This is a genomic window from Saccharothrix violaceirubra (assembly GCF_014203755.1).
Lineage (GTDB): Bacteria > Actinomycetota > Actinomycetes > Mycobacteriales > Pseudonocardiaceae > Actinosynnema > Actinosynnema violaceirubrum.
In genome coordinates, this window is the sequence record NZ_JACHJS010000001.1 from 704,361 (window position 1) to 731,265 (window position 26,905).

Consider the following 26,905-nt stretch of genomic DNA (forward strand, 5'->3'; position numbering starts at 1 on the left):
GCATGGCTCCCGATCTTCCGGATTCGATCTTCAAGACCTCGTCCTACACCGAGAACGCCGGCACGTGTGTCGAAGTGGCTCGACTTTCCGGCTACGTGGCGGTCCGGGATACGAAGTATCGTTCGGGCGGGCACATCAGTGTGCCGCCCAGGGCTTTCCAGGCGTTCTTGAATGGGGTGCGTCGATGACTCCCGACTTCACGGCCGCGAGCTTCAAGACCTCGTCGTACACCGAGGCCAACGGCACCTGTGTCGAGGTGGCGCAGGTGCCTGGCTTCGTTGCGGTGCGGGACACGAAACACCGGTCCGGTGGGCACATCGCCTTTCCGGACGCGGCGTTTCGGGCCTTTGTGGCTCGGGTCAGGGCTTGAACGGCAGGGCGATGTCGCAGGCCGGGTCGTCCGGGCCGATCTTCTCCCAGTCCGCGAAGTAGACCTCGCGCGGCGCCTCGGTCAGCGGATGGCCCTGGTCGGTCACCCACGTGGCCACGGCGTCGAACGCGCCCAGGATCTGCGGGTACCTGACCTCGCGCTTGCGCAGGCGTACGAACGCCTCGGTGTGGGCCGGCTCGACGCGTGACGGCGTGCCGGCCACCTCCCGTGCGACGGGCACGCAGACCTCGACCGGGCCGTCGCTGTCCTCCGTCACCTCGCCGTGGTAGATCACGAACGGCGAGCCGGACGGGCCGCCGTCGGTCAGCGCGGTCGTGAACAGGCGGCTCATCGCGGCCCCGATCCACCCCGACAGCTCCGGCTGCCGGATGTGTCGTTGCTCGGTCAAAACCACCTGATCGGGTACCGCGCGGGAAGACACCTCGTACATGGCTGACAACCCTTTCCCTTCGGACAGCATGGAGCGGAGGTATGCCGCGAGGTCGCTCTGGACCGCGATGCGCCGGACGACCGCCGCCCAGTACTCGGCGACCAGGTCCGCGCGGGCGTCCGCCGGGGCGGCGAGCACCGCGCCGACCACGGCCAACGGCATGTCGAGCCGACGTAGTCGGCCGATCAGCCGGGCCGCGTCCAGTTGGTCTTCCGCGTAGCTCCGGTAGCCCGTCACCGGGTCGACCGCCGTCGGTACGAGCAGTCCTTGCCGTTCGTACAGACGTAGCGCTTTGGGTGACAGTCGGGACCGTCGGGCGAACTCGCCGATGGACATCACGGGCACATCCTCCACGCGGAGTGACGATGGTGCCTGACCCAGGGACAAGGTCAACTGTTCCGGCCCTTCGGCGGGTGTGCAGACGGCTTCACCAGGCCCCATCCTTCTGCACGACCCTGCCTAGGAGGAACTGCCGTGAAATCCAGAAGAACCCTGGTGACACTGGCCGTGACAGCACTCGCGGCGGCTGCCGTCGCCGTGGGTGGCGTACCCGGGAACGCCGGGCCGACGCCGGACACCGCTGTCGCCCAACCCGGTCCCACGTACGTCTACAAGGTGCACGCCCCGCTCGGCACGTCGACCAAGGCGCTGTTCGCCAAGGGCTTCGACGTGCTCGAGGACCGGGACGGCGACTACCTGTTCGTGCTCGGCGGTGCGAACACCGGCCAGGACCTGAAGCAGGCCGGCTACACCGCCGTCGTGGACGAGGTGCTGCCCGCGCCGACCTGGGAGCCGCCGTCGGCCAAGGCCCAGGCCAGGACCAGTGCCGAGGAGACGTACTACGGCGGCTACCGGACGATCAACGCGCAGTGGGCGCACCTCGACCAGGTCGCCTCGCAGTACCCCAACCTGACCTCCCTGGTCGACTACGGCGACTCGTGGAAGAAGACCCAGGGCTCGGGCGGGTACGACCTGCGCGCCATCTGCATCACCAAGAAGAACGCGGGCGACTGCGCGTTGAACACCAACGCGCCCAAGCCCCGCTTCTTCGTCATGGGCCAGTTGCACGCCCGTGAGATCACGACCGGCGACGTGGCCTACCGGTGGATCGACCACCTCACCCAGGGCTACGGCACCGACCCCGAGGTGACCGCGTTGCTCGACACGACCGAGTTCTGGGTCGTGCCGATCGCGAACCCGGACGGCGTGAACATCGTGCAGCAGGGCGGCAACTCGCCGCGCTACCAGCGCAAGAACGCGAACACCACGAACGGTGCGTCGTGCTCGGGGACGTCGGGCAGCCATGTGGGCATCGACCTCAACCGGAACACCGACTCGCACTGGGGTGGCGAAGGGACGTCGTCCAGCCCGTGCGCGGAGACGTACAAGGGGCCGTCGGCCAACTCCGAGGTCGAGACGCGGGCCCTCCAGGCGTTGTGGAAGAACCTGTACAAGGACCGCCGGGGCACCGGGCCGACGGACGCCGCGCCGGCCGACACCACGGGCATCGTGCTGTCGATGCACAGCTACTCGAACCTGGTGCTGTTCCCGTGGGGCTGGACCACGCAGTACAAGTCGGGCAACGACGCGCCGTTGCGGTCGATGGCCAAGGACCTGGCGACGATGGCCGGCGGGTGGCGGTACGGGCAGCCGGGCGAGGTGCTCTACAACGCGGCCGGTGCGACGGACGACTGGGTGTATGACGCTTTGGGCGTGGCCAGCTTCGTGTGGGAGATCGGGCCTTCGTCGGGTACGTGCAGCGGGTTCCTGCCCGCGTACTCGTGCCAGGCCGGGACGTTCTGGCCGAAGGTCAAGCCGATGTTGCTGTACTCGGCCAAGAAGGCCGCTTCTCCGTACGGTGGCGGGACTCCGAACCCGGGTACCTGTGCGAAGCAGACCAACGACGCCGACGTGCAGATCCCGGACGGCGGCGCGTCGGTGACGAGCACGATCACGGTGGCGGGGTGCACGGGGACGGCTTCGGCCTCCTCGCAGGTCGAGGTCCACATCAAGCACACGTACCGGGGTGACCTGGTGCTGGATCTCGTGGCGCCGGACGGCACCGCGCACCGGTTGAAGTCGCAGGGCAACGACAGCGCCGACGACATCGACACGACCTACACGGTGGATCTCGGTGGCAAGGCCCGGAACGGGGCCTGGCAGTTGCGGGTGCAGGACGTGTACGTGACGGACAGCGGGTTCCTGGACTCCTGGAGCCTGACGGTGTGACACCCTCCGGGTGATCTTCTCCGGCCGGCGGGCGCCCCTCCGCGGGGCGTCCGCCGGTAGTGTGCGATATGACCTTGCTTGTGACCGGCGCCGCCGGGTTCATCGGATCGCACTTCGTTCGGCACCGGGTGTCGACGCGTCCCGACGAGCGGGTGGTCGCGTTGGACGCGTTGACCTACGCGGGGACCGAGACCAACCTGGCCGACGTGCGGTCGCGGATCGAGTTCGTCCACGCGGACATCGGGGATTCCGGTGTGGTGGAGAAGGTTCTGGCTTCTTACGGTGTCACCACCGTGGTGAACTTCGCGGCCGAGTCGCACAACAGTCTCGCGGTGCTCGATCCCGGGCGGTTCTTCCGGACCAACGTGCTGGGGACGCAGTCGTTGCTGGAGTCCTGTAGACGGGTGGGGGTTTCGCGGTTCCACCACATCTCGACTTGTGAGGTGTACGGGGATCTGGATCTGGACGCCACGTCGGCGTTCACGGAGGCGTCACCGTATCGGCCGCGGACGCCGTACAACGCGAGCAAGGCCGGGGCGGATCACGCGGTGCGGGCGTACTACGAGACGTTCGGGTTGCCGGTGACGATCACGAACTGCGCCAACAACTACGGGTCGCACCAGTTCCCGGAGAAGGTGTTGCCGTTGTTCACCACGTACGCGTTGGACGGGCGGGCGTTGCCGGTGTACGCCTCCGCCGAGAACCGGCGGGAGTGGGTGCACGCCCTGGACCACTGCCGGGCGATCTCGGCTGTGTTGGACCGTGGTGTGGTGGGGGAGACGTACCACGTGGGGACCGGGGTCGAGGCCAGCGTCTCGCAGATCGCCGATCTGGTGCTGTCGGAGTTGGGGTTGCCCCTGTCCTTGAAGGAGACCGTGCCGGACCGGCCGGGTCACGATCGGCGGTACCTGTTGGACTCGTCGAAGATCCGGCGGGAGTTGGGGTGGGAGCCGTCGGTGTCGTTCGAGGAGGGGGTTCGGGAGACCATCCGGTGGTACGCCTCGAACCGGTCCTGGTGGGAGCCGCTGCGTGATCGCAGCCCGGTGGTCGAGTCGTCCTGGACCTGAGTTTCGCGAGTTATGCGTTCAGACACCGCGAGTTGTGCGTTCAGGCACTGCGAAATGTGCACTCGGGCACCGTGAGTCGTGGTGGTACCGGGGTTCTTCCCTGATGTCTTCCGGGAAAGGCGAAGGGACCGATGCGGGGGAGACGCCCGCATCGGTCCCTTCGGTTCTCACGCGGCTGTGCTACAAGAGCGTTGCCTTCTTGCGGTTGTTACTTCAGGCCGTTGCTGATCGCGGTGACCAGCTCGCCGTTGGTGGTGTCACCGTCGAGCGACCAGAAGAACGCGCCGCCCAGACCCTGCTGCTTGGCGTACGTCATCTTGCCGCCGATGGTGGCGGGGGTGTCGTAGCTCCACCAGTTGCCACCGCAGAACGCGTACGCGGTGCCGGCGATGGTGCCGGTGCTCGGGCACTTCGTCTTGAGGACCTTGTAGTCCTCGATGCCCGCCTCGTACGTGCCGGGCGCCGCACCGGTCGCGGTGCCGCCGGGGGTGGCCTGCGTGACGCCGGTCCAGCCGCGGCCGTAGAAGCCGATGCCGATGAGCAGCTTGGACGCCGGAACGCCCTTGCTCTTGAGCTTCTGCAGCGCCTCGTCGGTGTTGAAGCCCTGCTGCGGGATGCCCTCGTACGCCGTCAGCGGGGAGTGCGGAGCCGTCGGGCCCTTGGCCGCCCACGCGCCGAAGAAGTCGTAGGTCATGACGTTGTACCAGTCGAGGTACTGCGCCGTGCCGCCGTAGTCGGCCAGGTCGAGCTTGCCACCGTTGGACGCGTCGGCCGTGATGGCCGCGGTCACCAGGTTGTTCGCGCCGAAGCGGGTGCGAACGGCCGAGGTCAGCGTCTTCAGGGACGAGAAGCCGGTGGTGTCGCAGGTCAGACCACAGGCGTTCGGGTACTCCCAGTCGAGGTCGATGCCGTCGAACACGTCGGCCCAACGCGGGTCCTCGACGAGCTGGTAGCACGACTCGGCGAACGCGGCCGGGTTCTGGGCCGCCTGGCCGAAGCCGCCGGACCAGGTCCAACCACCGAAGGAGAACAGCACCTTGATGTGCGGGTACATCTTCTTCAGCTTGCGCAGCTGGTTGAAGTTGCCGCGCAGCGCGCCGTTGTCCCACGTGTCGGCGACGCCGTCCACGCTGTTGGCGGTGGTGTACGCCATGTCGTAGTCGGCATAAGCGTCACCGATGGTGCACTTGCCGCCCTGGACGTTGCCGAACGCGTAGTTGATGTGCGTCAGCTTCGCCGCGGAACCGCTGGTGACGATGTTCTTGACGAAGTACTGGCGACCGTAGACGCCCCACTGGGTGAAGTAGCCCAGGTTCTTCTGGCCGGGGGGCGGCGGGGTGCCGGTCGTCGTCGTGGTCGTCGGCGCCGTCGGGTCCGTGGTGATCGGAGGCGTCGTCGTGGTCGACGTCGGCTTCGTCGTCGTGGTGGTCGTGGTCGTCGTCGTGGTGGTCGACGTGGTCGGGTTGCCACCCGCGTCGCACGAGGCGTTGTTCAGCTTGCAGTTCTGCGGGGCGGTGAACCCACCCGAGTACTGCACGTTGAAGCCGAAGCTGACCGAGGCGCCGGCCCCGATGTTGCCGTTCCAGGTGTTCTTCACCGTCACGTGCTGGCCGCTGGTGGTCTGGGTGCCGTCCCAGACCGACGCGACCTTGTGGCCGGTGGGCAGGTCGAACTCGACGGTCCACGACGTCAGGGCCGACGTGGAGCCGTTCTTGATCGTGTACTTGCCCTCGTAACCCGAGCCCCAGTCGGAGCCCTTCGTGAACGTGGCGGAGACGCCGCCGGCGCCACTCGCCGAGGGCGCCACGACGAGACCCACGGCGGCCGTGGCCGCCGCCACGAACAGCGCAGTGAGATGCCATCGAGTCTTGGACATCGTGCTCCTTGTCAGGAAAGGAGTGCAGGGTGTGAAACACCATGTGGTTCAGACCACTAGCCAGACAAGGTCTAGACCACTATGTCACTCGAATGGCCTAGTGATTCCGGTTCTGGGAGCGTTCCCAGGCCGGGGGGACCACTAAGGGTGGGTGGTCCGCAAGTCGTACGTGACAACCAGTCCTGCGGACGATGCGGTACGCGGTCGTCCTCGACAGGCTCCCTGGGATCGACAACGACCAGGGAGGAACGTCGATGAGGAAAATCGTCGTCGCGGTGGCCGCCATCGGATTGGCCGCCACGACCACAGCGGGGACCGCGACCGCCGCGCCGGACCGGATCGACCGCGGCGTGGTGCAGCGGGCGTTGGACAACATGGCCCGCACGGGCGCCCAGGGCGTCTTGCTCCGGGTCTCCGACAACGGGCGTTCGTTCACGATGCGTAGCGGGACCGCGCGCGTGGACCGACCCGGTCCGGTGCCCACCAACGCGAGCTTCCGCGTGGGCAGCGTGACGAAGACGTTCGTGTCGACCGTGGTGCTGCAACTCGTGGGCGAGGGTCGGGTCGACCTGGACGCGCCCGTGTCGCGGTACCTGCCGGGCCTGCTGCCGGACGGCGACCGGATCACGGTGCGTCAGATCCTTCAGCACACCAGTGGTCTCTACGACTACACGAGGGAGTTGTCCGGCGACCCCGCCGAGAGGTTCCGCCACTGGGACGAGATCGAGCCGGTGGAGGTGTCCACTTCGCACCCGTTGGACTTCCAGCCGGGTGAGAAGTGGGCCTACTCCAACACCAACTACGTCGTCGCGGGTCTGCTCGTCACCGCGGTCACGGGTCGGTGGTGGGGCGACGAGGTCGAGCGGCGCATCGCGCGCCCGCTCGGACTGCGGACCACGTCCGCGCCCGGCGACCGGGTCGACCTCCCCGGACCGCACGCCCACGGCTACACGACGTGGCAGGGCAAGACGGTCGACGTGACGCGGCTGAACCCGTCCGTCGCGGGCGCGGCCGGGAGCATGGTCTCCACCACGGCCGACCTGGACCGGTTCATCGACGCCCTGCTCGACGGCAAGCTCCTCAAGCCCGCGCAGCAGGCGGAACTGCTCAAGCTCACGGAGGTCTCGTCCGCGTACGGGTTGGGGATCATCGCGTTCGGGACCTCCTGCGGCACGATCTGGGGCCACTCCGGCGGCATCGACGGGTTCGCCACGCTGCTCTACAGCTCGCGGGACACCAAGACCCGACTCGCGCTCTCGGCGAACATCGCGCCGGAGGCCGGCAACGCCGACGGGTGGAAAGAGGCCGTGGACGAGGTGTTCTGCTGAACTGTCCACTGAGGACTCGGTGGTCGCTTCGCCGGAAATGTGATCAAGGACCCGAATGATCGTCACTTCGGGATTCCTCCGGCGACACTGCGTTCATCGACGTTCGACAGGGAGGTAGACGTTGAGGGGGACCAGAAGTCTCGTCGTCGCGGCCACCGCGGGGCTCGCCGTCGCGGGTGCCGTCGTGCCCGCGTCGGCCGACACGCAGAGTGGTCGGATCGACCGCGGCATCGTCCAGCAGTCGCTCGACCGGATGGCCGCCGACGGCGCGCTGGGGGTACAGGTCCGGATCGGCGACCGGGGGCACGAGTTCACCGCGCGCAGTGGCAAGGCGCAGCTCGACCGGCCCGACCCCGTGCCGCTGAACGGCCGGTTCCGGGCGGGCAGCATCACCAAGACCTTCGTGTCGACCGTGGTGTTGCAGCTCGTGGGCGAGGGGAAGATCGTGCTGGACGTGCCCGTGGCGCGGTACCTGCCCGGTCTGCTGCCGGACGGTGACCGGATCACCGTGCGTCAGCTGCTCCAGCACACGAGCGGGTTGTACAACTACACGAACGCGTTGCCTCGGGACCCGGCCGGTCAGCTGGCCATCCGGTACAAGCACTGGGAGCCGGAGGAGGTCATCGCGCTCGCGACGGCGCACCCGTTGGACTTCGAGCCGGGCACGTCCTGGAACTACTCGAACACCAACTACGCCGTCGCCGGTCTGGTGATCCGGAAGGTCACCGGTCGTACTTGGGGCGAGGAGGTCAAGCGCCGCGTCCTCTACCCGCTCGGCCTCACCGGCACCAGCGTGCCCGGCGACCAGGTCACGATCCCCGGCCCGCACGCGCACGGCTACGTCGGCGCGGGCGACCAGGTCGTGGACATCACCGAGCTGAACGCGTCGGTCGCCGGCGCGGCCGGTCAGCTCATCTCGACCACGGCCGACCTGGGCCGGTTCATCGACGCGCTCGTGGGCGGGCGGCTGCTCAAGCCCGCCCAGCAGGCCGAACTGCTGAAGACGACCGAGGCCAGCCCCGAGTACGGGCTCGGCGTCGACGTGTTCACGTTGGACTGCGGCACGACGGTGATCGGCCACAACGGCGGCATCGCGGGGTACCTGACCACGATGTACACGTCGTCCGACCGCAAGGCCAAGCTGCTGGCGTCGGTGAACACCGCGCCGCGGCCGGGCGAGCTGGACGGTGAGCAGGACCTGTTCGACGAGGTCTTCTGCTGATCCGGCACGGCGCGGGGGTCGCTCAGCGGCCCCCGCGCTCCAGGAACGCCTCGAGCCGCTCGACCACGAACGCGTGATCCTCGGTGTGTGGCAGCCCGGAGACGCCGACCGTGCCGACGGGTCCGACGTTCTCGACGATGATCGGGAAGACGCCCCCGAACGCCGCGTACAGCGCCGGGTCGAGGGGGAACTCCCGCCCGCGGGCCGCGAAGGTCTCCCGGACGCGCAGCGAACTGCGCCCGTACCGGTCGACGACCCGGCTCTTGCGGTCGATCCAGTCGTCGTTGTCGGCCGAGGTGCCGGGCAGTGCCGCGTGGAACAGCCGCTGCTGTCCACGTCGGACGGACACGACGATCGGCAGGCCGCGGTCACGGGCCGCCGTCAGCAGGGCCGTCCCCAGCGCGATCGCGGTGTCGTTGTCGAACCGGCGGAACACCAGCCGCGCTTCCTGAGCCTCTAGTTCCTCGAGCACGCCCCAGTCAACCACCCGGGCGCGCGCGGGCGTCCGAAGGGTGGACCGGTGCGTTTGCGGGAGGGAATACGGACAGTCCTGCTCAGCGATGTGCGCGCGGGTGATTCACTGTGCGGCATGCATGTGCTGCGCTACGCCGTCGGTACGGACCCCGGGCTGCACCGCGCGACCAACGAGGACTCGGTCCACGTCAGTGATCGTCTCCTCGCGGTCGCCGACGGCATGGGTGGGCATGCGTTCGGCGAAGTCGCCAGCAACATCGCCGTCACCGTGCTCGACGAGGTCGACGTCGACGCGGACGACCCGCACTCCGCGCTGGCCGCCGCCACCCACGAGATCGCGGTCAGGCTGACCGACCTCGCGGAGGAGAACTTCGACATGCGCGGCATGGGCACCACGCTCACCGCGCTGCTCTGGGACGGTGAGAAGTTCGCCGTCTGCCACATCGGCGACTCGCGTTGCTACCTGGTCCGCGACGGTGGGCTGACCCAGGTCACCCGCGACCACACCATGGTCCAGGCCATGGTCGACGATGGCCGCATGGCCGCCGAGCAGGCCGCCGAGCACCCCGGCCGCTCGATGCTCATGCGCGCGCTCCAGGCCGGCAGCGAGCACGACCCCGACCTGTTCGACCAGGACGTGCGTGCCGGCGACCGGTTCCTGCTGTGCTCGGACGGCCTGTCCGACGTCGTCCCGGCCGAGGAGATCGGTCGGTTGCTGACCGCGGACCCGGACCGTGACGTCACGGTGCGTTCGCTGATCGACGCCGCCAACGCGGCCGGGGGACCCGACAACATCACCTGTCTGGTGATCGACGTCGAATAGTGGCCGATCGTCGGGTCGGTCGAGGCGTGCGCGGGGTTTCGTGGATCCGAAGTCGATGCCGCACGTCCTCGGCCGGCGGATCGGCGTGGGTCATGACGTCGGTGATCGCCACGCCGAGCCGCCTGTCGACTTGCGCTTACGCGGAGACGAGCGCTCAGTTGTAGGGCATGCCGCCCAGCGGGGCGACGACGGCGAACACGAGGACGGCGAACAGCACGACCGCGGCACGCATGGGTACTCCTTCGCGGAACGGGGATGGAGTCGCCCAGCACCGTGGCAGCGCGTGGTGAAACGTCGGAATGGGCGTGGTGAACGTGCGGGAAACAAAGGAAACCATTGCGGAATTAACCTCTTGTTAACCTTTGGTTTGAGTTCTATTCTTGTTCGATGGGCGCGGTGCGCGGTCCGCTCGGCCGTGAGCGGGAGCTGGACCGGCTCCGGGCGCGGGTCGACGACCTCGTCCGGGGACACGGCGCCGCGCTCGTGGTCGAGGGCGAACCGGGCATCGGCAAGACGACTCTCGTGCGCGCCGCGTGCGCCTACGCCGCCACGCTCGGACTGCGCGTGTGCACGGGCGCCGGCGACGAACTCGACCGCGTGATCCCCCTGTCACCCCTGCTCGACGCCCTGGGCTCGACCCGGTCGCAGACCATCGCCGCCACCGTGGAACACCTGGTCGACCGCGTGGACGAACTGTGCGCCGAAGGCCCGGTCATGCTCGTGGTCGACGACCTCCAGTGGGCCGACGACGCGACCGTCGCGGTGTGGCGGCGGCTGGTGCCGTTGGTCTCCCAGGCCCCGTTGCTGTTGGTCGGCGTGGTCCGTCCGCTGCCGCGCCGCGACCTGATCCGGTCAGACGTGACCCGGCTGACCTTGTCGGCGTTGGACGAGGCGGCCGTGCGTGATCTCGTGGCGTCGTTGGCGGGTGGCGTGCCCGACGACCGCCTCGCCGCCCTCGCCCGCGGTGCCGGCGGGAATCCGCTCTACCTGGTCGAACTCGTCGAGTCGTTGCTGCGCGGCGGTTCCCTGGTCGTGTCCGACGGCGTCGCGACGGTGACAGGCGAGGGCGTGCCCGCGTCGTTGGCGGCTGCGATCAACTCCCGGATCGGGTTCCTGTCGGCCGACGTGCGCCACGTGCTGGTCGCCGCCGCCGTACTCGGCGTGCGGTTCGCGGTCGCCGACCTGGCGGCCGTGTCCGGACGGTCCGTGGTCGACCTGCTGCCCGCGCTCCAGGACGCGACGGTGGCCGGGGTGCTCGACGACGGTGCTGTGCTCTCGTTCCGGCATCCGTTGGTGCGCGCGGCGTTGTACGAGCAGGTGCCCGAAGCCGCCCGGTGTGCCTGGCACGCCGAGGCCGCGCGGGCGCTCGTCGACGCGGGTGCGGGCGTGGACCGGGTGACGCGGCAGCTGCTGGCGGCGGGCGAGTTGCCCGCGTGGACCGCGCCGTGGTTGCTCGAACACGGCGGGACGCTCGTCGCGCACGCACCGGAAGCCGCGGTCGACCTGTTGGCCCGCGTGGTCGAATCCTCTTGTGCGACCGAGCGGATCCGCCTGCTCGCCCACCTCGCCGAGGCCCGGTTCCGCCTCGGCGACCACGCCGGCGCGGAGGCCGTCGCGCTGGCGGGGTTGGCGTCGGGGATGTCCGTCGACCTGCACTGGACGCTCGCCCAGTGTCGCAGCCTGACCGGCCGCTCGGCCCGGACCCTGGCGGAGGTCGACCGGGCGCTGCGCGCGGATTCGCCGACCCCCGCCGAACGGGCCCGGCTGTACGTGCTGGCGGCGCGGGCGCACTGGGACCTCGGGGACCTCGACGCCGCCGCCCGGTTGGCGGACCTCGCCGTCGGTGACGGTGATCCGGAGCGGCGGGGGCGGGGGATGGCGGAGGCCGGTCCGGCGGGTGCTGGGCCGTGGGCGCCTGGGGTCGCGGGCGCTGTTGGCGTGGTCGGGCCAGGTGCGGTCGGCGTGGGTTCGGCTGCGGTCGCGGGTTCGGACGGGTCGGGTGTCGACTCGGCCGGCACGGGCTCGGCTGTGGTCGCGGGTTCGGGGCCGGTGGGCGTGGGTCCGAGCCGGTCGGTGGTGGGTTCAGGTGTCGTGGGGCCGGTCGGTGTGCGTTCGGACGGGCCGGTCGTCGGTGGTCTGGCGCCGGCCGGTGCCGGCGCTGGTTCGGTGCCGGTGGTGCAGGGCGGCGGGCGTTCGGCCACGGCCGTGGCGGACCCGGGCACGGTGGCGTGGGCCTTGCACGTGCGCATGATCGTGGCCATGGCACGGGGGCGGATGGTCGAGGCGTTGTCGTTGGCGGACCGGGCGTTGGCGGTCACCATGGGCGATCCGGCGACGGCCGACCTCCGACTGCTGCTCCAGGTCAACCGGGCCGTCACGCTGGGCGAGTCGGACCGGGGCGAGGAGGCCGTCCGCGCCGCGCGCGAGGTCCGGCGGCAGGCCGACCGGGCCGGGAACGTGGTGCGGTTGGCGCAGGTGCAGAGCGCCCTCGGTCAGCTGCTGTTCGACGCCGGGCGCTGGGACGAGGCGTTGCTGGAGGTCGACCTGCTGCCCGACGACCTCAAGCACCCCATGGTGTCGCGGTGCGATCACGGTGTCGCGGCGTCGATCCACCTCCACCGCAACGAGGTCGACGCCGCTGCCGGACATCTGCGCGCGGCACTCCCGGACGGGCACGTCGTCGGCTCGCTGGCCCTGGCCACGAGCGTCGACCTGGAGCGTAAGGGGCACGTCCGGGACGCCCTCGGCGTCCTGCGCGTCGGGGTCGACGAGGTCGAGGACCTGCTGCCGGACGCCGCGCGGCTGGCCGTCGAACTGGGCGAGGACCCCGCCTTCGCGGTCCGCCGGGCCGACGAGCTGCTGGCCGGCTCCGACGTGCCGCACCGGCGGGCGGCGGCGGAGTTCTGCCGGGCCATCGCCGACGACGACCCGGAAGGCTTCCTGCGCGCCGCCCGTGAATACCGGGCCGCCGGCCGCCCGCTGTTCCGTGCCAAGGCTTTGGGCCTCGCCGCGGTGCGCCTGGCGGTCGCGGGCGACCGGACGTCGGCGCGGGTGGCGTTGAGCAAGGCGTTGGACGTGTACGGCGAACTCGGCGCCGAGTGGGACGCCGCCGTGCTGCTCGGGCGGATGCGGGAACACGGCGTGCGGCGTGGCGCGCACGCCAAACACCGGCGGGCCAAGCACGGGTGGGACAGCCTCACCCCGATGGAGCGGAAGGTGACCGACCTGGTCGTGACCGGTCTGTCGAACCGCCAGATCGGGGATCGGCTGTTCCTGTCGGGCCGCACGGTCGCGACCCACGTGTCACACGTGCTGGCGAAACTCGGAGTGCGCTCGCGGACGGACATCGCCCGGGAAGCCGTACGCCACACGGGGTGACCGCGACCGGTACCGCAGCGGCACCACGTACCACCAGAAGCAGAACCAAGCCAGCAGCATCGCGGTCACCGTGACCGCCGGCGCCCGGCCCAGCACGAAGTCCAGGATCAGCAGCAACGCCGCCGCCAACGCGAGCTTCAGCAGCACCAGTCCGGCGAGCAGCAGCCGACTCGACGCGCGCACCAGCTCGTTCTTCAGCCGGCGCCGGAAAACCAGGCGGTGGAACGGCGCCGGTGCGATCAGCAACGCCGTCGAGCACGCGCCCAGCACCAGGCTCGCCACGTACACCTGGAGCTGGAACGCCGTCAGCAAAGGGAATCGCGGCGTGAACGCGAGCGTCAGCAGGAACGCCAGCAGCAGCTGCACCCCTGTCTGCGCGACCCGCATCTCCTGGAGGATCTCGTGGTAGTTCCGGTCGATCCGCTGTGCCGGGGACTCCGGCGCCCACTCGGTGTTCGTCATGCCACCACGATGAACCCGCACGCGTGCGGAAACATCGGTCGGGTGACGTAGTTCGACGGGTTAGTCCACAGTGGACGAATGGGTGGCGACGAGCCCGCCGTCCACCACGACGTCCTGGCCGTCGACGTAGGCGGCGTCGGCGGACGCGAGGAACGCGACGACCCCGGCGACGTCCTCCGGCGTGCCGAAGCGCCCGGCGGGCACCGCGCCGAGGATCGCCGCGTGCGTCCCGTCGGGCACGTGCTCGTCGAACATGGGCGTGCGGATGTAGCCGGGGCTGACCGAGTTGACCCGGATGCCGCGCGGCGCCAGGTCGGCGACGAGTGTGCGCGCGAGGTTGTGCACGGCGGCCTTCGTCGCCGCGTACACCGACGCGCCGGGCAGACCGCGGTGCAGCGTCCACGACGCGTTGATCACGATCGCCGCGTGGTCGCCCAGCAGGGGCAGCGTCTTGCGCACGGTGAAGTAGACGCCTTTGAAGTTGGTGTCCACGATCCGGTCGAACTCCTGCTCGGTGACGTCCTCGACGGCGGCGAACCCGGCCACGCCCGCGTTCGCGAACACGACGTCGAGGCGTCCGTGCCGGTCGCGGATCGCGTCGACGACCACGTCGAGGTCGGTGAGCGAGGACGCGTCGCCGCGCACGCCCGACGCGCGCGGGCCGAGTCCGGCCACCGCCGTGTCGAGCCTGGCGGCGTCCCGGCCGGTCACGACCACGTGCGCGCCTTCGTCCAGAAGTCGTCGTGCGACGGCGAGTCCGATCCCGGACGTGCCGCCGGTCACCAGTGCGGTCTTGTTCTCGAAGCGCATGCCGCCAGTCTCGGCGGCGGTGCCGGGCGGCGGCAGTGCGTGATCATCCGGGGAGCCCGACCACCAGGCTGCGCGGGTTGTACAGCTCCAGGTACCGGTCGGGCCGGTCGGCCACGACCAGCGTGGTCAGGTCGAACAGCAGCTCGCCCGCCTCGGGGTGGCGGACCGCCTTCACCGTCTGCCCGGGACGGCCGACCTCGTGGCGTGCCCACAGTCGCGCGAACTCCGGACTGCGGTCCACCAGGTCGGCGACCACCGCGGCGAACCCGGGGTCGTCGGGGAAGTGCGCGGCGTCGGCCCGGAACGCGGCGACGACCAGGGGCGCGACGGCCGTCCAGTGCGTGTGCGCCTCGCGGTGACGTGGGTTGGTGAAGAACGCGATCAGGCAGTTCCGGTCGGTCTCCGCGTAACCGAACAGGGTGCGCGCGGCTTCGTTGACCACGAGCAGGTTCCAGCAGCGGTCGCGCAGGATCGCCGGGTTGGGGTGCCACGCGTCGACCAGGCGGCGCAGCTCCGGCGTGACGTCGGCGTCGCGCGACCCGCCCTCGACCGGTGGGTTCAGACCGGCCAGCAGGTACAGGTGGGTGCGCTCGGGGCCGGACAGGCGCAGCGCGCGGGCGATCGCGTCGAGCACCTCGGTCGACACCGTGATGTCCCGGCCCTGTTCGAGCCACGTGTACCAGGGCAGGCCGACCCCGGCCAGGGCCGCCACCTCCTCGCGGCGCAGACCCGGCGTGCGGCGGCGGCCCGCCGTCACGAGGCCGACGTCGTCGGGGCGCAACCGGGCGCGGCACGTGCGCAGGAAGTCGCGGAGCTGGTCGCGACGGGTCATGCGTGCGGCCGGCAGGCGGCGGCGCGGGCCAGGAGCAGGGCGCGTTCGCGTTCGTTGCGGGTCAGGCTCGCGGCGCGGGTGAACTCGGCCTCGGCCTCGGCCGGGCGGTCGAGCTTGACCAGCAGGTCGCCGCGCACGCTGGGCAACAGGTGGTAGTCGACGAGGGTGCCCGCGGCCACGATCTCGTCGACGAGTTCGAGTCCGGTCGCCGGACCGAACGCCATGCCGATCGCGACGGCGTGGTTCAGCTCGACCACCGGGGACGGCGCGATCAGCGCGAGCGCTTCGTAGAGCCCGGCGATCCTGAACCAGTCGGTGTCCTCGGGCCGGGCGGCGCGGGCGTGGCAGGCGGCGATGTGCGCCTGGATGCCGTACGGGCCGGTCGGTCCGGCCTGCTCCAGCACGGTCAGACCGCGGGTGATCAGCAGCCGGTCCCAGCGGGTGCGGTCCTGGTCGAGCAGCAGGACGGGCTCGCCTTGGGCGTCGACGCGGGCCTTGAAGCGGGAGTACTGGAGTTCCAGCAGCGCGACCAGGCCGTGGACCTCGGGTTCCTTGGGGACCAGAGTGGCCAGCACGCGGGCCAGGCGGACGGCGTCGGCGCAGAGTTCCGGGCGCATCCAGTCGTCGCCGGCCGTGGCCGAGTAGCCCTCGTTGAAGATCAGGTAGATGACGCCGAGGACGGCGGCCAGGCGGGCGGGGCGTTCGTTCTCGTCCGGGACCTCGAACGGGACCTGTGCTTTGGCCAGCGACTTCTTCGCGCGGACGATGCGCTGGGCGATCGTGGCCTCGCGGGTCAGGTAGGCGCGGGCGATCTCGTCGGTGGTCAGGCCGCCGAGCAGGCGCAGGGTGAGCGCGACCTGGGCGTCGAGGGGCAGGACGGGGTGGCACGCGGTGAACACGAGCCGGAGCAGGTCGTCGTCGATCTCGCCGACCAAGGCGGCGGCGTCGGGCTCGTGCTGTTCGTCCTCGGCGATCTCGGCGAGTTTGCGCTCGTAGTTGCGGCGTCGGCGCAGGTGGTCGATGGCGCGGCGCTTGGCGGTGGTCGTGAGCCAGGCGGCCGGGTTGTCGGGGATGCCGGTCGTGGGCCACTGTTCGAGGGCGGTGACCAGGGCTTCCTGGGCCATCTCCTCGGCCAGGCCGACGTCGCCGAACTGGCGTGCCAGACCGGCGATCACCCGTGCGGCTTCGATCCGCCAGACCGCTTCCACGGCGCGGCACGCCTCGACCCCCGACACACCCCGGATTCGACCAGCCGCCACCCGTCCTGACAACCCTTTTCGCGAGTCGTCCGTCCAGACACCGCGAGTCGCACGTTCGGACACCGCGAAATGTGCGTTGAGGATCACCCGGACCTTCGATCGTGGATTCCGTTCGGGGGGCCGAGTTACGGGAGGTGGTCCGATGTGGACCACTGGCCGGTGGGCGCCGGGCCAGATTTCGAGACTGGGTCGAACCGAATGAAAATAGGCTGTGGGGCCGATAGAGTCGCAGGTCGGCAAGGTCCTCCCGCGCACGCGGGGGTGTTCCCCGACGTACGGGCCGGTGATTACGGGGTCGGGGTCCTCCCCGCGCACGCGGGGATGTTCCGACCAGGACCTCACGTCCCCACAGGCCCACGTGGTCCTCCCCGCGCACGCGGGGGTCAGGGCGTTGGTTCCCGCACCTGCTCCTTGGTCCAACCACGCGACAGCCCCGTCCCCGTGACGGGTCGGTTCCTCCGAAGGGGGCCGACCCCGTCCAGGGCGGGGCTGTCGCGTGGCGACGCCAAGATCAACCGACCGGCATGAACGCCGCGTCCGACCCCACGACCCACGTGGTCAGGAGCGCTGTTCGACCTGGGTCCGGAGGGCTTCCTCCTGTGCGAGCACGTCGGGCGCGGCGGCGGCGAAGTCCTCCAGGCTGTAGATGCGGCGGATCTCGATCTGGGATTCCTCGCCGGTCGGGTTCGGCACGCGCTTGATCCACTCCACGGCCTCTTCCAGGGACTTCAACTCCAGCAGCCAGAAGCCCGCGACCAGCTCCTTGGTCTCCGCGAACGGCCCGTCCACGACCGTGCGCTTGTCACCGGAGAAGTACACCCGTGCACCCTCACGGCTGGGTGCCAGGCCGTCGGCCGCGAGCAGCACACCGGCCTTGACCAGCTCCTCGTTGAACGCACCCATCTCCCGCAGGACCTCGTCGCTCGGCATGACACCGGCCTCGCTGTCCGCATTGGCCTTGACGATCACCATGAAACGCATCCAGCTCTCCTCTTACCCGAAAAGTCCAGTTTGACCGAACAGGACACTCAACGACGGAACACCCGGTCGAGGGTGTACGAGCCGGGACCGACCACGGCCACCACCAGGAACGCCCAGCAGAACATCACCGCGGGCTCGCCCATGTTCTGCACCGGCAACAGCCCCTCGGGCTGGTGCACGACGAAGTACGCGTAGGCCATCGTCCCCGAGCACAACAGCGCCGCCACCCGCGCGCCGACGCCGAGCAGCACGAACGCCGCGCCGCCCACCTCGATCACGCTCGCCCACCAGCCCGGGAACGACCAGGCCTCGACCGCGCCACCCTGGCCGTCGATCCCGCCGAACAGTCCGAAGCCCATGAGCCCGTGGCACCCGAACAGGAACGACACGACGACGCGGAACGCCGTCAAGGTCACGTCCTGTGCGACCGGTCGCGCGATGGTGGTGGTGGTCATGTCCGGTTCCCCTCTCGTCCGTCTCGCAGAAGCGACGAACGGGGGCACCCCCGGATCGACAAGTCCGCCGAAGATTTTTTCGGCGAGGAGAAACCGCAGGTCAGCGCCAGGCGTCTGCCAGCAGCTCGTACGAGCGGACCCGGTCGGCGTGGTCGTGCGTCACGGTCGTGACGAGCAGTTCGTCGGCCTTGGTGGCCCGACGCAACGCGTGTAGCCTCTCCACGACAGTCGCCGGCGAGCCCACGAACTGCGTGTCGATCCGGTCCGCCACGATCTTGCGCTCGTCGTCGGTCCACGTGCGCGTGGCGGCCTCGGCCGGCGTGGCGAACCGCTCCGCCCCCCGGCTGTCCCGGATCGACAGCACCCACTGCGCGTACGGGCTCGCCAGCTCACGAGCCGTGTCGTCGTCGGGAGCCACGACCACGTCGGCGGACACCGACACCCACGGCCGTGCCAACCGGTGCGACGGCACGAACGCCGCCCGGTACGCCTCGACCGCCTCCAGCACCGACGTGGGGCTGACGTGGTAGTTCGCGGTGAACGGGAGCCCCAGCCTCCCGGCCGCCTCGGCGCTGGCACCCGCGCTCGACCCGAGCACCCACACGTCCAGGGCCGCGTCCCGCGCCGACGGGACGTCGAACCCGTCGCCGTTCGTGCCCTCCAGGAACCCCAGCACCTGCGTGACCTGGTCGGTGTAGTCCACCGGGTCCCGCTTGCCGAGCAGCCGTTCGCGCGCCTCGTACCGCTCCCAGAACCGCTCCGACCGGAACGCCAGGGTCGGCCGCTCCGGGATCAGCAGCCCGTCGACCACCCGGGCCGGCGTCGGCACGGCCGGCGCGGCGAACTTCTTGAGCACCTCGTCCTTGCGCACGAACCCCGATCGCCCCAGCCCCAGGTCGACCCGGTCCGGGTGCAGGTGCGCGATCGTGCCGAACTGCTCGGCCACGAGCAGCGGCGGGTAGTACCCGAGCAGCACCGCGCCCGAGCCGACCCGGATGGTCTTCGTCGCGGACACGATCAACGCGATCAGCACCGCCGGCGATGACGACGCCACGCCCGGCACCAGGTGGTGCTCGGCGACCCAGAACCGCCGGTAGCCCAGGCGCTCGGCGTGCTGTGCCAGGTCGATCGTGTCGCGCAACGCCTCGGCCGCGCCCGAACCGGACACCACGGGGCTCAAGTCCAAAACGGACAGTGGGGTCGTCACGCGATCGACGCTACGCCACGTCCGCGACACGGGTCCGCCATGTGGGAGCCCTGGACAACCCCCTGCGCGCCAACGACCCTGCGCCGCGTGACTGATGTCGACGTGGTCGTGGTCGGTGGTGGCGCCATGGGTTCGGCCGCCGCCTGGCAGCTCGCCGTGCGCGGGTTCGAGGTCGTGCTGCTGGAGCGGTTCTCGCCCGGACACGCGTTCGGGGCCTCGCACGGGGCGTCGCGGATCTTCCGCCTGGTCTACGGCGATCCGCTGTACGTAGGCCTCGCGCTGGAGGCGTCCGCGCTGTGGCGCGAACTCGGCGGGGACGTGCTCACCGAGACCGGCGGCGTCGACCACGGCGACCTGACCGGCCTGGCCGAGAGCCTGGAGGCCGCCGGTTCGCCCGGACGGCTCATCACCGCCGACGAGGCCCGCGCGCGTTGGCCGGGCCTGCGGTTCGACACCGACGTGTTCTTCCACCCACGCACCGGCCGCCTGCACGCCGACAACGCGGTGACGAAACTCCAGGAAGCGGCCACGTACCACGGTGCCGTAGTTCGTCACCAGGAGCCCGCGTTGAGCATAAAGCTCGGCGACAAAGTGGAAGTACGCACGGCGCAAGACGTGTACCGGGCACGACGCGTCGTCGTCGCGGTCGGCGCGTGGACGACGAGACTCCTCGGCGACCTGGTGCCCCTGCCGCCGCTGCGGGTCACCCAGGAACAGCCCGCGCACTTCCGCCCCCTGCACCCCGGCGACTGGCCCGCGTTCATCCACCGCGTCCCGGACGGCGTGTACGGGATGGCCACGCCCGGTGAGGGGATCAAGGTCGGCCACCACGGCAGCGGGCCGGAGGTCGACCCCGACCGCCGCGACTTCACGGCCGAACCGGGCCGCTTCCGGGCGTTGCGCGACTACGTGCGGCAGTGGCTGCCCGGTGTCGACGCCGACGCGGCCACGCCGATCAGCTGCACGTACACGTCGACGCCGAACTCGGACTTCGTCCTCGACCGGTACGGACCGCTCGTCGTCGCCGCCGGGTTCTCCGGGCACGGCTTCAAGTTCGTCCCCGCGATCGGCCGGGTCCTCGCCGACCTGGCCACGTCCGACGCGCTCGCCGATCCGCGCTTCCGGCTTTCTATTCCCGCCGGACAAGGGAATTCCTGAGTCGTCCCACGGTGTGGTCGGCCCTCCAACCCGGCGGGATCGCGGCGCAGAATCCGACCGGGGAACCAAGGGAAGGGGCCGAACGCATGGGAACTGGTCTGCACCTCGCGGTGGCGCTGGAGGGATCGGGCTGGCACCCGGCCGCGCCGCACGACGGCGACGCGCGGTTCACCGCCGGGTACTGGGCGGACCTGGTCCGCGAGGCCGAACGGGGACTGCTCGACTTCGTCACGTTCGAGGACGAATTCGGACCGGTTGGCCGGCTCGACTCCGTGCAGGTCGCGGCCAGGGTCGCGCCGCTGACCCGCAACATCGGCCTGGTGCCGACGGCGATCGTCACGCACACCGAGCCGTTCCACCTGTCCAAGGCGCTCGCCACGCTGGACTACGTGAGCAAGGGCCGGGCGGGCGTAAGGCTGCGCGGGTCGTGGAAGGAAGTGGACTACGCCCACGTCGGCCGCCGCACGTTCAGCGAGCCGGTCACCCGCGAGGTGGACGACGACCTCCTCGCCGAGACCGCCGACTACGCCGAGGTGCTGCGCCGGCTGTGGGACAGCTGGGAGGACGACGCGGAGATCCGCGACGCCGCCACCGGCCGGTTCATCGACCGCGACAAGCTGCACTACATCGACTTCGAGGGGAAGTGGTTCAGTGTCAAGGGCCCCTCGATCACCCCGCGTCCGCCCCAGGGCAACCTGCCGGTGGCCGTCCTGTCCCACGAGCAGGTCGCGCACGACCTGGCCAAGGCCGCCGCGGACATCGTCTTCGTGACCCCGCAGGACTTCGACGACGCCCGCGAGATCGCGACGCAGACCGAGGGCGTGCTCCGGTTCGCCGACTTCGTGGTGCACTTCGACGCCGACCGCAAGGCCCGACTCGACGCCGTCGCCACCGAGGACTCGGACGCCTACATCTTCACCGGCGACCCCGGCGCGCTCGCCGACCTGCTGCTGGAGTGGCGCACGCTGGGCTACGAGGGCTTCCGGCTGCGTCCCGGCTCGCTGCCCGACGACCTGAATGTGATCACCAAGCAGCTCGTGCCGGAACTCCAGCGGCGCGGCGTGTTCCGCACCGCGTACGAAGCCGACACCTTCCGCGGCCTGCTCGGTCTGCCGCGGCCCGCCAACCGCTACGCCTCGGCCTGAGAGGACCGCACGATGCCCAAGCAGATCCACCTGGCCGCGCACTTCCCCGGGGTCAACAACACCACCGTGTGGAGCCACCCGCAGGCGGGCAGCCACATCGAGTTCTCCTCGTTCGAGCACTTCGCCCGCACCGCCGAGCGGGCCAAGTTCGACTTCTTCTTCCTCGCCGAGGGCCTGCGGCTGCGCGAGCAGGGCGGCGAGATCTACGACCTGGACGTCGTCGGCCGGCCCGACACGTTCACCGTGCTGGCCGCGCTCGCCGCCGTGACCGACCGGCTGGGGCTGGCGGGCACGATCAACTCCACGTTCAACGAACCTTTCGACGTGGCAAGGCAGTTCATCACGCTCGACCACCTCTCCGGCGGGCGTGCCGCCTGGAACGTGGTCACCTCGTGGGACGCGTTCACCGGCGAGAACTTCCGCCGCGGCGGCTTCCTGCCCGCCGACCAGCGCTACGCGCGGGCCAAGAAGTTCCTCGACGCGGCGGGCGTGCTGTTCGACTCGTGGCGCGACAACGGCAAGTTCGCGATCAAGGACGACCAGTTCGACATCTCCGGCACGTTCGACCTGCCGCGCTCGCCGCAGGAGCGCCCGGTCATCCTCCAGGCCGGCGATTCCGAGGAGGGCCGCGAGTTCGCCGCCGCCAAGGCCGACGCGATCTTCAGCCGGCATTCGACTTTGGTGGAGGGCAAGGCGTTCTACGCGGACGTGAAGGGCCGTCTCGCCAACTACGGGCGGACGTTCGACCAGCTCAAGATCCTGCCCGCCGCCACGTTCGTGCTGGGGGACAACGACTCCGACGCGCAGGAGAAGGCGCACGAGGTGCGCCGCCAGCAGGTCAGCGGGCAGACCGCGATCAAGCTGCTGGAGCAGTTGTGGAACCGCGACCTGTCGTCGTACGACCCGGACGGCCCGCTGCCCGAGAGCGACCCGTTGATCAGCGACGAGCACATCGCCCGCGGCCGGGCGAGCGTGCGCATGCACCGCGACCCGTTGGCCGAGGCGGCGAAGCTGCGCGCGTTGGCCGAGGCCAAGAACCTGTCGATCCGCGAGGTGATCATCGAGACCCGCGCCGACCAGACGTTCATCGGCTCGGCCGCGAGCGTGGCCAAGCAGATCGACGACCTGGTCCAGGCGGACGCGGCCGACGGGTTCATCCTCGTGCCGCACGTGACGCCCGGCGGGTTCGACGAGTTCGCGGACACGGTCGTGCCGATCCTCCAGGACAAGGGCGTGTTCCGCACCGAGTACACGGGTACGACGCTGCGCGACCACCTCGGCCTGTCGTGAAGTACCTGTTGATGACGTTGATCACGCACACCGGGTCGGTCTCCACGACGGCCCGGTTGCGCGAGGTCGTCGACAACGCGGTGCTGGCCGAGGAACTCGGCTACGACGGGTACGCGGTGGGCGAGCGGCACGAGCGCCCGTTCATCTCGTCCTCGCCCCCGGTGGTGCTCAGCCACATCGCCGCGCGCACCGAACGCATCCGGCTCTACACGGCCGTCACCACGTTGAGCCTGCTCGACCCGGTGCGGGCGGTCGAGGACTACTCGACGCTGGACCACCTGTCCGGCGGTCGGCTCGACCTGATGATCGGCAAGGGCAACGGCTCGGCGCAGCGCGACCTGTTCCACGTCACGCCCGAGGACCAGTGGGACCGCAACATCGAGGGCTACGAGCTGTTCCGACGGCTGTGGCGCGAGGACAAGGTCACCTGGTCCGGCCGGTTCCGGCCGCCGCTGGTGGACGCCGAGGTGTGGCCCCGGCCGTTGCAGCGGCCGATCCGGGTGTGGCACGGCTCGGCGACCAGTGCGGCGTCGGTCGAGGTCGCGGCCAAGTGGGGCGACCCGCTGTTCTCCGCGAACGTGACCAATCCGATCGAGCCTTACGCCGAGCTGATCGAGCTTTATCGCGAACGGTGGAAGCACTACGGGCATCCCGGCGAGCCCGTCGTCGGCGCGGGCACAGCCGGGTTCTACGTGGCCCGCTCCTCGCAGGAGGCGCTGGCGACGTTCCGGCCGTTGTTCGAGGCCCGGCTGAAGCTGTGGCGCGACCACGGCCAGGAGCCGGTCTTCCCGACGCTGGAGGACTTCGTCGAGCGCAGTTCGGCGTTGGTCGGCTCGCCCGCACAGGTCGCGGAGAAGGTGTTGCGCTACCACGAGCGGTTCGGGCACACGGTGATCCACCTGCACGCGGACGCCGACGGCCTGACCCCGCAGCAGCACCGCGGGTCGTTGGAGCTGTTCCAGGACGCGGTCGCACCCGTGCTCAACCGCACGATCGGCGACCCGGTCTGGACGACCTGAACAGGTGGTCTTGGTCCCCGAACCGGTGTCCCGACTCGCCCGTGCCGTCCCGATCACAACACTGGGGCCGATCGAGGCGACGAGCACACACCGGAGGGCCAGTGGACAGCGAAGCCGTGGACGACGCCGCGCCCCGCTTCACGACCGCGATGCGCGGGTACGACCGCAGGCAGGTCGACGAGTACGTGGCCGCGCAGGCGGCGGCGTTGGCGGACGCGTCGCTCGAACTGGCCCGCCTGCGGTCGACCGGCCCGGCGCCGACCACCCCGGCTTCGCACCTCGGTGAACGCGTCGCCGGCATCGTCGCGTTCGCCGAGCACCAGGCCGAGGAACTCGTCGCCGAGGCCACCCGGACCGCCGAGACCCTGCGCGGCGACGCCAAGCGGCAGGCCGAGCTGATCCTGCGCGAGGCCGAGGTCCAGGCGGGCGAACTGCGGCGTGGCGCCGAACGCGATGCCGAGCAGACCGCCGCCGACCTGCGCAGCCGGAAGCTGAAGGCGGCCACGGAGGCCGAACGCGTCGAGGCGGAGGCCCGCCGCCGGGCCGACGAGGTGCTGGGCGACGCGGTCTCCCGGCTGCGTTTCCTGGTGGAGACCCAGAATTCGGTCGTCGAGGGGCTGCGCAACGTCGTCGAACTGGTCGGCGTGGCCCGGGTGGCGGCCGAGGAACTGCCCGACCTCGCGCCGGACCTGCTCGCCGACCCGGTGCACGCGGGCTGAGGTCGGGCCGTGGGACTGTGGGGGCCATGCGACTACTGGTTCTGGGTGGTTCATGGTTTCTCGGACGGGCCATCGTGGACGCTGCTTTGGCCGGGGGACACGAGGTCACGACGTTCCGCCGCGGCCTGACCGGCGACGACGCACCCGGCGTCGAGGTGGTGCGCGGCGACCGGACGGATGTCGACGACCTGGCACGCCTGGCCGCCGGCGGACCGTGGGACGTCGTGGTCGACACGTCCGGCTACGTCCCACGTGAAGTGGGTGCGGTGGCACGGGCGCTCTCGCCGGTCGTGGGGCGGTACGTGTTCGTGTCGTCCGTGTCGGCCTACGTCGGCTGGCCTGTGGAGCCGTTGACGGAGACGTCCGAACTGCTCGACTGCCCGGCCGACGCGGCAGGGGACTACGGTCACGACGGCGACCCCGGCCCGTCGGTGTACGGGTTCACCAAGGTGGGCTGCGAACGTGCCGTCACGGACGCCTTCGGCGCGGACCGCGTGACGATCCTGCGCCCCGGCGTGATCCTCGGCCCGCGCGAGTACGTGGGCCGGTTGCCGTGGTGGCTGAACCGCGTGGCCCGGGGAGGTCGGGTGCTCGCGCCGGGGTCGCCGGATCGTCCGATCCAGCCGGTGGACGTGCGGGACGTGGCCGAGTTCGCCTTGGCCGCACCGACGGGGGTGTTCAACGTGACCGCGCCCGGCACCGAGACGTTCGGCGACTTCCTCGCCGCGTGCGTGTCGGTGGCGTGCGCGGGTGAACCGCATTGGGTGCCGGACGAGTTCCTCGTGGCGCAGGGTTTGCGCCAGTGGACGGAGATTCCCCTTTGGCGCACGTACGCGGGGGCGTGGGCCGTCGACTCGTCGCGGGCTCGGGCGGCGGGGTTGCGCACGCGGCCGTTGATCGAGACGGTGCGCGACACGTGGGCGTGGATGGGGACCAAGCGTGCGGTCGAGCACGAGCGGGCGGGTCAGTTGGGCATCGACCCGGAGAAGGAGGCGGCGGTGCTCGACGCCTGGCAGGCCGGTTCCTAGAAGGACAGGCCCATGGTGTTCGCGAGCTTGCGCAGGTCCGGATTGCTGCGCCGGTGCAACTCGACGAGCACGCGAAGCACCTCCTGGCTCGTCGGGTGCACCTTGGCCTTCTGCGGGGCGGCCTCGAACGCGAGGCGTAGGGACATCAGGGCGCCATCGCGGTCCTTGAGTGCCAAGCGGGTTCGGGAGTCGTCGACGAACAGGTTCATGACGCGGGTCGGCGGCAGGGAGAGCTTGGTCCGCTTCAACTCGTCCGCCGTGTCGGCCGACTCCCGGTACCGGCCGAGGTCGGCGAGGGTCGCGGCGACGTGGACGGCCGTGTTCTGCGGGCCGAACATGCGGCCGGAGTCGGTCACGTCCTCGGTGATCGCGGACGCGGCGTCCCGGGCGCCGGTGATGTGCCGTTCGGCTTCCGCCCGGTCGCGGAGTCGTCCGGCGAGGGTCATGCCGCGCAGTCGGAGCACGCCCTCGGCCAGTGTCCGTTCGCGGCCGGACAGTTCTGCCTGGGCCCGGACCAGGGCCCGGTCCACGACGGCCAGACCGCCGGGGAAGTCGCCGGAATTGAGGAAAGCACCCGCTTCGTCCCGGGCGGCGATGACCGGTGCGAACGGAGTCGCCCGTTCGGCCGCCGCCTTTTGCCGGACGACCGCGAGTTCGGCCAGGTCCATCCAGCGGTGGCGGGCGGCGAGGTAATAGACCGCGCTGTAGCCGAGGGTCACGACTTCCCACGCCGCCGGCTTTCCGGTGGCGTGCGCGTGGTCGGTCGCGATGGTGAGGAATTCCGGCAGTTCGTCGATCAGTGCGGCGAGATCGGCGCTTTTGACGTGCCCGCCGATGCGCTTCGTTCGGGTGAGAATTCCGCGAAAGTCGACCCGTGGCCGCTCGCCGGGCAGGTCGAACCGCCGGATCACGGCCCGCAGCTCGCCGAGGTCGGCCTCGGTGCGCACGTCCACCGGTGTCCGGCCGAGGACCTCGTCCAACGGGGTCCCAAGCGCTTGCGCGGCGCGGGCGGCGTTGCCCTGGGTCAACGTGCGCAGGCCCCGCTCCATCTTGCCTAGGTGCTCTTCGGAGACGCCCATGGCCTGTGCGAGTCGGGACTGCGTCATCCCCGCGATCTTGCGCAGACGCGCCAGATTGGCGCCAGGACCCGGAATGCGTGCGGTGTTCATGACCTGTGCCTTCCGTCGACAGTGACCTGGCATGCATAGTCGCACACATTCCACCCTTGTTGTCTGGCCGCATCAGGGGGTTTGGACGGATTTTGGGCGGGTTCACCGGGTTCGTCTGCGATTTACTTTTCGCATCGAAGGCGGCGGGAACTC

At 70.3% G+C, this 26,905-nt stretch carries 26 protein-coding genes; 14 read left to right on the plus strand and 12 right to left on the minus strand.

Translation table 11 applies throughout. From position 1 onward, the window contains the following. Positions 1–2 precede the first annotated feature (2 nt). Both F4559_RS03420 and F4559_RS03425 read left to right on the plus strand, forming a co-directional pair. Positions 3–188, plus strand: a complete 186-nt coding sequence (locus F4559_RS03420; protein WP_184666116.1) for a DUF397 domain-containing protein — start codon at positions 3–5, stop codon at positions 186–188. Then, positions 185–370 (plus strand): DUF397 domain-containing protein, encoded by a 186-nt coding sequence (locus tag F4559_RS03425; protein WP_184666117.1) that lies wholly within the window; start codon positions 185–187, stop codon positions 368–370. The genes F4559_RS03420 and F4559_RS03425 overlap by 4 nt, the downstream gene beginning before the upstream one ends. On the opposite strand, the gene F4559_RS03430 is transcribed toward F4559_RS03425, so the two are convergent. Then, complete coding sequence (locus F4559_RS03430; protein ID WP_312865461.1) at positions 360–1,175, minus strand: MerR family transcriptional regulator; 816 nt, start codon at positions 1,173–1,175, stop codon at positions 360–362. The two genes, F4559_RS03425 and F4559_RS03430, sit on opposite strands and share 11 nt — an antisense overlap. 120 nt (positions 1,176–1,295) lie before the next feature. Here F4559_RS03430 and F4559_RS03435 point away from each other — a divergent pair, with 120 nt between their 5' ends. Continuing rightward, positions 1,296–3,050, plus strand: coding sequence for a M14 family zinc carboxypeptidase (locus F4559_RS03435; RefSeq protein WP_312865462.1), 1,755 nt, complete (start codon positions 1,296–1,298; stop codon positions 3,048–3,050). Between the two features lie 68 nt (positions 3,051–3,118). Continuing rightward, positions 3,119–4,117, plus strand: coding sequence for a dTDP-glucose 4,6-dehydratase (gene rfbB, locus F4559_RS03440; RefSeq protein ID WP_184666119.1), 999 nt, complete (start codon positions 3,119–3,121; stop codon positions 4,115–4,117). Between the two features lie 208 nt (positions 4,118–4,325). Here the strand turns inward: rfbB and F4559_RS03445 are convergent, their stop codons facing one another. Beyond that, on the minus strand, positions 4,326–5,993 hold the full coding sequence (locus F4559_RS03445) for a glycosyl hydrolase family 18 protein (RefSeq protein ID WP_184666120.1): 1,668 nt from the start codon (positions 5,991–5,993) through the stop codon (positions 4,326–4,328). Between the two features lie 254 nt (positions 5,994–6,247). On the opposite strand from F4559_RS03445, the gene F4559_RS03450 reads away from it, so the two are divergent. After that, positions 6,248–7,321, plus strand: coding sequence for a serine hydrolase domain-containing protein (locus F4559_RS03450; protein WP_184666121.1), 1,074 nt, complete (start codon positions 6,248–6,250; stop codon positions 7,319–7,321). 121 nt (positions 7,322–7,442) lie between these two features. Next, the gene (locus tag F4559_RS03455) at positions 7,443–8,543 is read left to right on the plus strand and encodes a serine hydrolase domain-containing protein (protein WP_246445066.1); all 1,101 of its coding nucleotides are present in this window, start codon (positions 7,443–7,445) and stop codon (positions 8,541–8,543) included. Between the two features lie 22 nt (positions 8,544–8,565). On the opposite strand, the gene F4559_RS03460 is transcribed toward F4559_RS03455, so the two are convergent. Then, complete coding sequence (locus F4559_RS03460) at positions 8,566–9,030, minus strand: heme-degrading domain-containing protein (RefSeq protein WP_184666122.1); 465 nt, start codon at positions 9,028–9,030, stop codon at positions 8,566–8,568. Between the two features lie 102 nt (positions 9,031–9,132). Here F4559_RS03460 and F4559_RS03465 point away from each other — a divergent pair, with 102 nt between their 5' ends. Beyond that, complete coding sequence (locus tag F4559_RS03465; protein WP_184666123.1) at positions 9,133–9,840, plus strand: PP2C family protein-serine/threonine phosphatase; 708 nt, start codon at positions 9,133–9,135, stop codon at positions 9,838–9,840. A 154-nt stretch (positions 9,841–9,994) separates the two neighbouring features. Here F4559_RS03465 and F4559_RS03470 read toward each other — a convergent pair whose 3' ends face one another. Further along, a complete protein-coding gene (locus F4559_RS03470) occupies positions 9,995–10,177 on the minus strand; it encodes a hypothetical protein (RefSeq protein WP_184666124.1) in 183 nt (60 codons plus the stop codon). Between the two features lie 50 nt (positions 10,178–10,227). Between F4559_RS03470 and F4559_RS35760 the strand changes: the two genes are divergently transcribed. After that, positions 10,228–13,218, plus strand: coding sequence for a helix-turn-helix transcriptional regulator (locus tag F4559_RS35760; RefSeq protein ID WP_281386264.1), 2,991 nt, complete (start codon positions 10,228–10,230; stop codon positions 13,216–13,218). Here F4559_RS35760 and F4559_RS03485 read toward each other — a convergent pair. The 7 genes from F4559_RS03485 to F4559_RS03515 form a co-directional block, all read right to left on the minus strand. Further along, complete coding sequence (locus tag F4559_RS03485; protein WP_184666125.1) at positions 13,144–13,680, minus strand: DUF6328 family protein; 537 nt, start codon at positions 13,678–13,680, stop codon at positions 13,144–13,146. The genes F4559_RS35760 and F4559_RS03485 overlap by 75 nt on opposite strands. 60 nt (positions 13,681–13,740) lie before the next feature. Further along, positions 13,741–14,490, minus strand: coding sequence for a glucose 1-dehydrogenase (locus F4559_RS03490; RefSeq protein ID WP_184666126.1), 750 nt, complete (start codon positions 14,488–14,490; stop codon positions 13,741–13,743). 43 nt (positions 14,491–14,533) lie between these two features. Next, positions 14,534–15,322, minus strand: coding sequence for a helix-turn-helix transcriptional regulator (locus tag F4559_RS03495; protein ID WP_184666127.1), 789 nt, complete (start codon positions 15,320–15,322; stop codon positions 14,534–14,536). Beyond that, complete coding sequence (locus tag F4559_RS03500; RefSeq protein ID WP_184666128.1) at positions 15,319–16,557, minus strand: RNA polymerase sigma factor; 1,239 nt, start codon at positions 16,555–16,557, stop codon at positions 15,319–15,321. Before F4559_RS03500 ends, F4559_RS03495 begins: the two co-directional genes overlap by 4 nt. Before the next feature lie 582 nt (positions 16,558–17,139). Next, positions 17,140–17,562 carry a YciI family protein gene (locus F4559_RS03505; protein ID WP_184666129.1) on the minus strand — a complete coding sequence of 141 codons (423 nt, stop codon included), beginning with the start codon at positions 17,560–17,562 and terminating at the stop codon, positions 17,140–17,142. A 47-nt stretch (positions 17,563–17,609) separates the two neighbouring features. After that, positions 17,610–18,017, minus strand: coding sequence for a DoxX family protein (locus F4559_RS03510; RefSeq protein WP_184666130.1), 408 nt, complete (start codon positions 18,015–18,017; stop codon positions 17,610–17,612). 100 nt (positions 18,018–18,117) lie between these two features. Then, on the minus strand, positions 18,118–19,224 hold the full coding sequence (locus F4559_RS03515) for an MsnO8 family LLM class oxidoreductase (protein ID WP_184666131.1): 1,107 nt from the start codon (positions 19,222–19,224) through the stop codon (positions 18,118–18,120). Positions 19,225–19,311: 87 nt separating this feature from the next. Here F4559_RS03515 and F4559_RS03520 point away from each other — a divergent pair, with 87 nt between their 5' ends. From F4559_RS03520 to F4559_RS03545, 6 genes are all read left to right on the plus strand, one after another. Beyond that, positions 19,312–20,382, plus strand: a complete 1,071-nt coding sequence (locus F4559_RS03520) for an FAD-dependent oxidoreductase (protein ID WP_312865464.1) — start codon at positions 19,312–19,314, stop codon at positions 20,380–20,382. 86 nt (positions 20,383–20,468) lie between these two features. Beyond that, positions 20,469–21,527: an LLM class flavin-dependent oxidoreductase gene (locus F4559_RS03525; protein WP_184666133.1), complete on the plus strand. Its 1,059-nt coding sequence runs from the start codon at positions 20,469–20,471 to the stop codon at positions 21,525–21,527. Positions 21,528–21,539: 12 nt separating this feature from the next. Further along, positions 21,540–22,817 carry an NtaA/DmoA family FMN-dependent monooxygenase gene (locus tag F4559_RS03530; protein ID WP_184666134.1) on the plus strand — a complete coding sequence of 426 codons (1,278 nt, stop codon included), beginning with the start codon at positions 21,540–21,542 and terminating at the stop codon, positions 22,815–22,817. After that, the gene (locus F4559_RS03535) at positions 22,814–23,836 is read left to right on the plus strand and encodes an LLM class flavin-dependent oxidoreductase (RefSeq protein WP_184666135.1); all 1,023 of its coding nucleotides are present in this window, start codon (positions 22,814–22,816) and stop codon (positions 23,834–23,836) included. Before F4559_RS03530 ends, F4559_RS03535 begins: the two co-directional genes overlap by 4 nt. Positions 23,837–23,937: 101 nt before the next feature. Then, a complete protein-coding gene (locus F4559_RS03540) occupies positions 23,938–24,555 on the plus strand; it encodes a DivIVA domain-containing protein (RefSeq protein ID WP_184666136.1) in 618 nt (205 codons plus the stop codon). A 26-nt stretch (positions 24,556–24,581) separates the two neighbouring features. Next, positions 24,582–25,583, plus strand: coding sequence for an NAD-dependent epimerase/dehydratase family protein (locus F4559_RS03545; protein ID WP_184666137.1), 1,002 nt, complete (start codon positions 24,582–24,584; stop codon positions 25,581–25,583). Here F4559_RS03545 and F4559_RS03550 read toward each other — a convergent pair. Beyond that, on the minus strand, positions 25,580–26,785 hold the full coding sequence (locus F4559_RS03550) for a helix-turn-helix domain-containing protein (RefSeq protein WP_312865465.1): 1,206 nt from the start codon (positions 26,783–26,785) through the stop codon (positions 25,580–25,582). The two genes, F4559_RS03545 and F4559_RS03550, sit on opposite strands and share 4 nt — an antisense overlap. Positions 26,786–26,905: the final 120 nt, after the last annotated feature.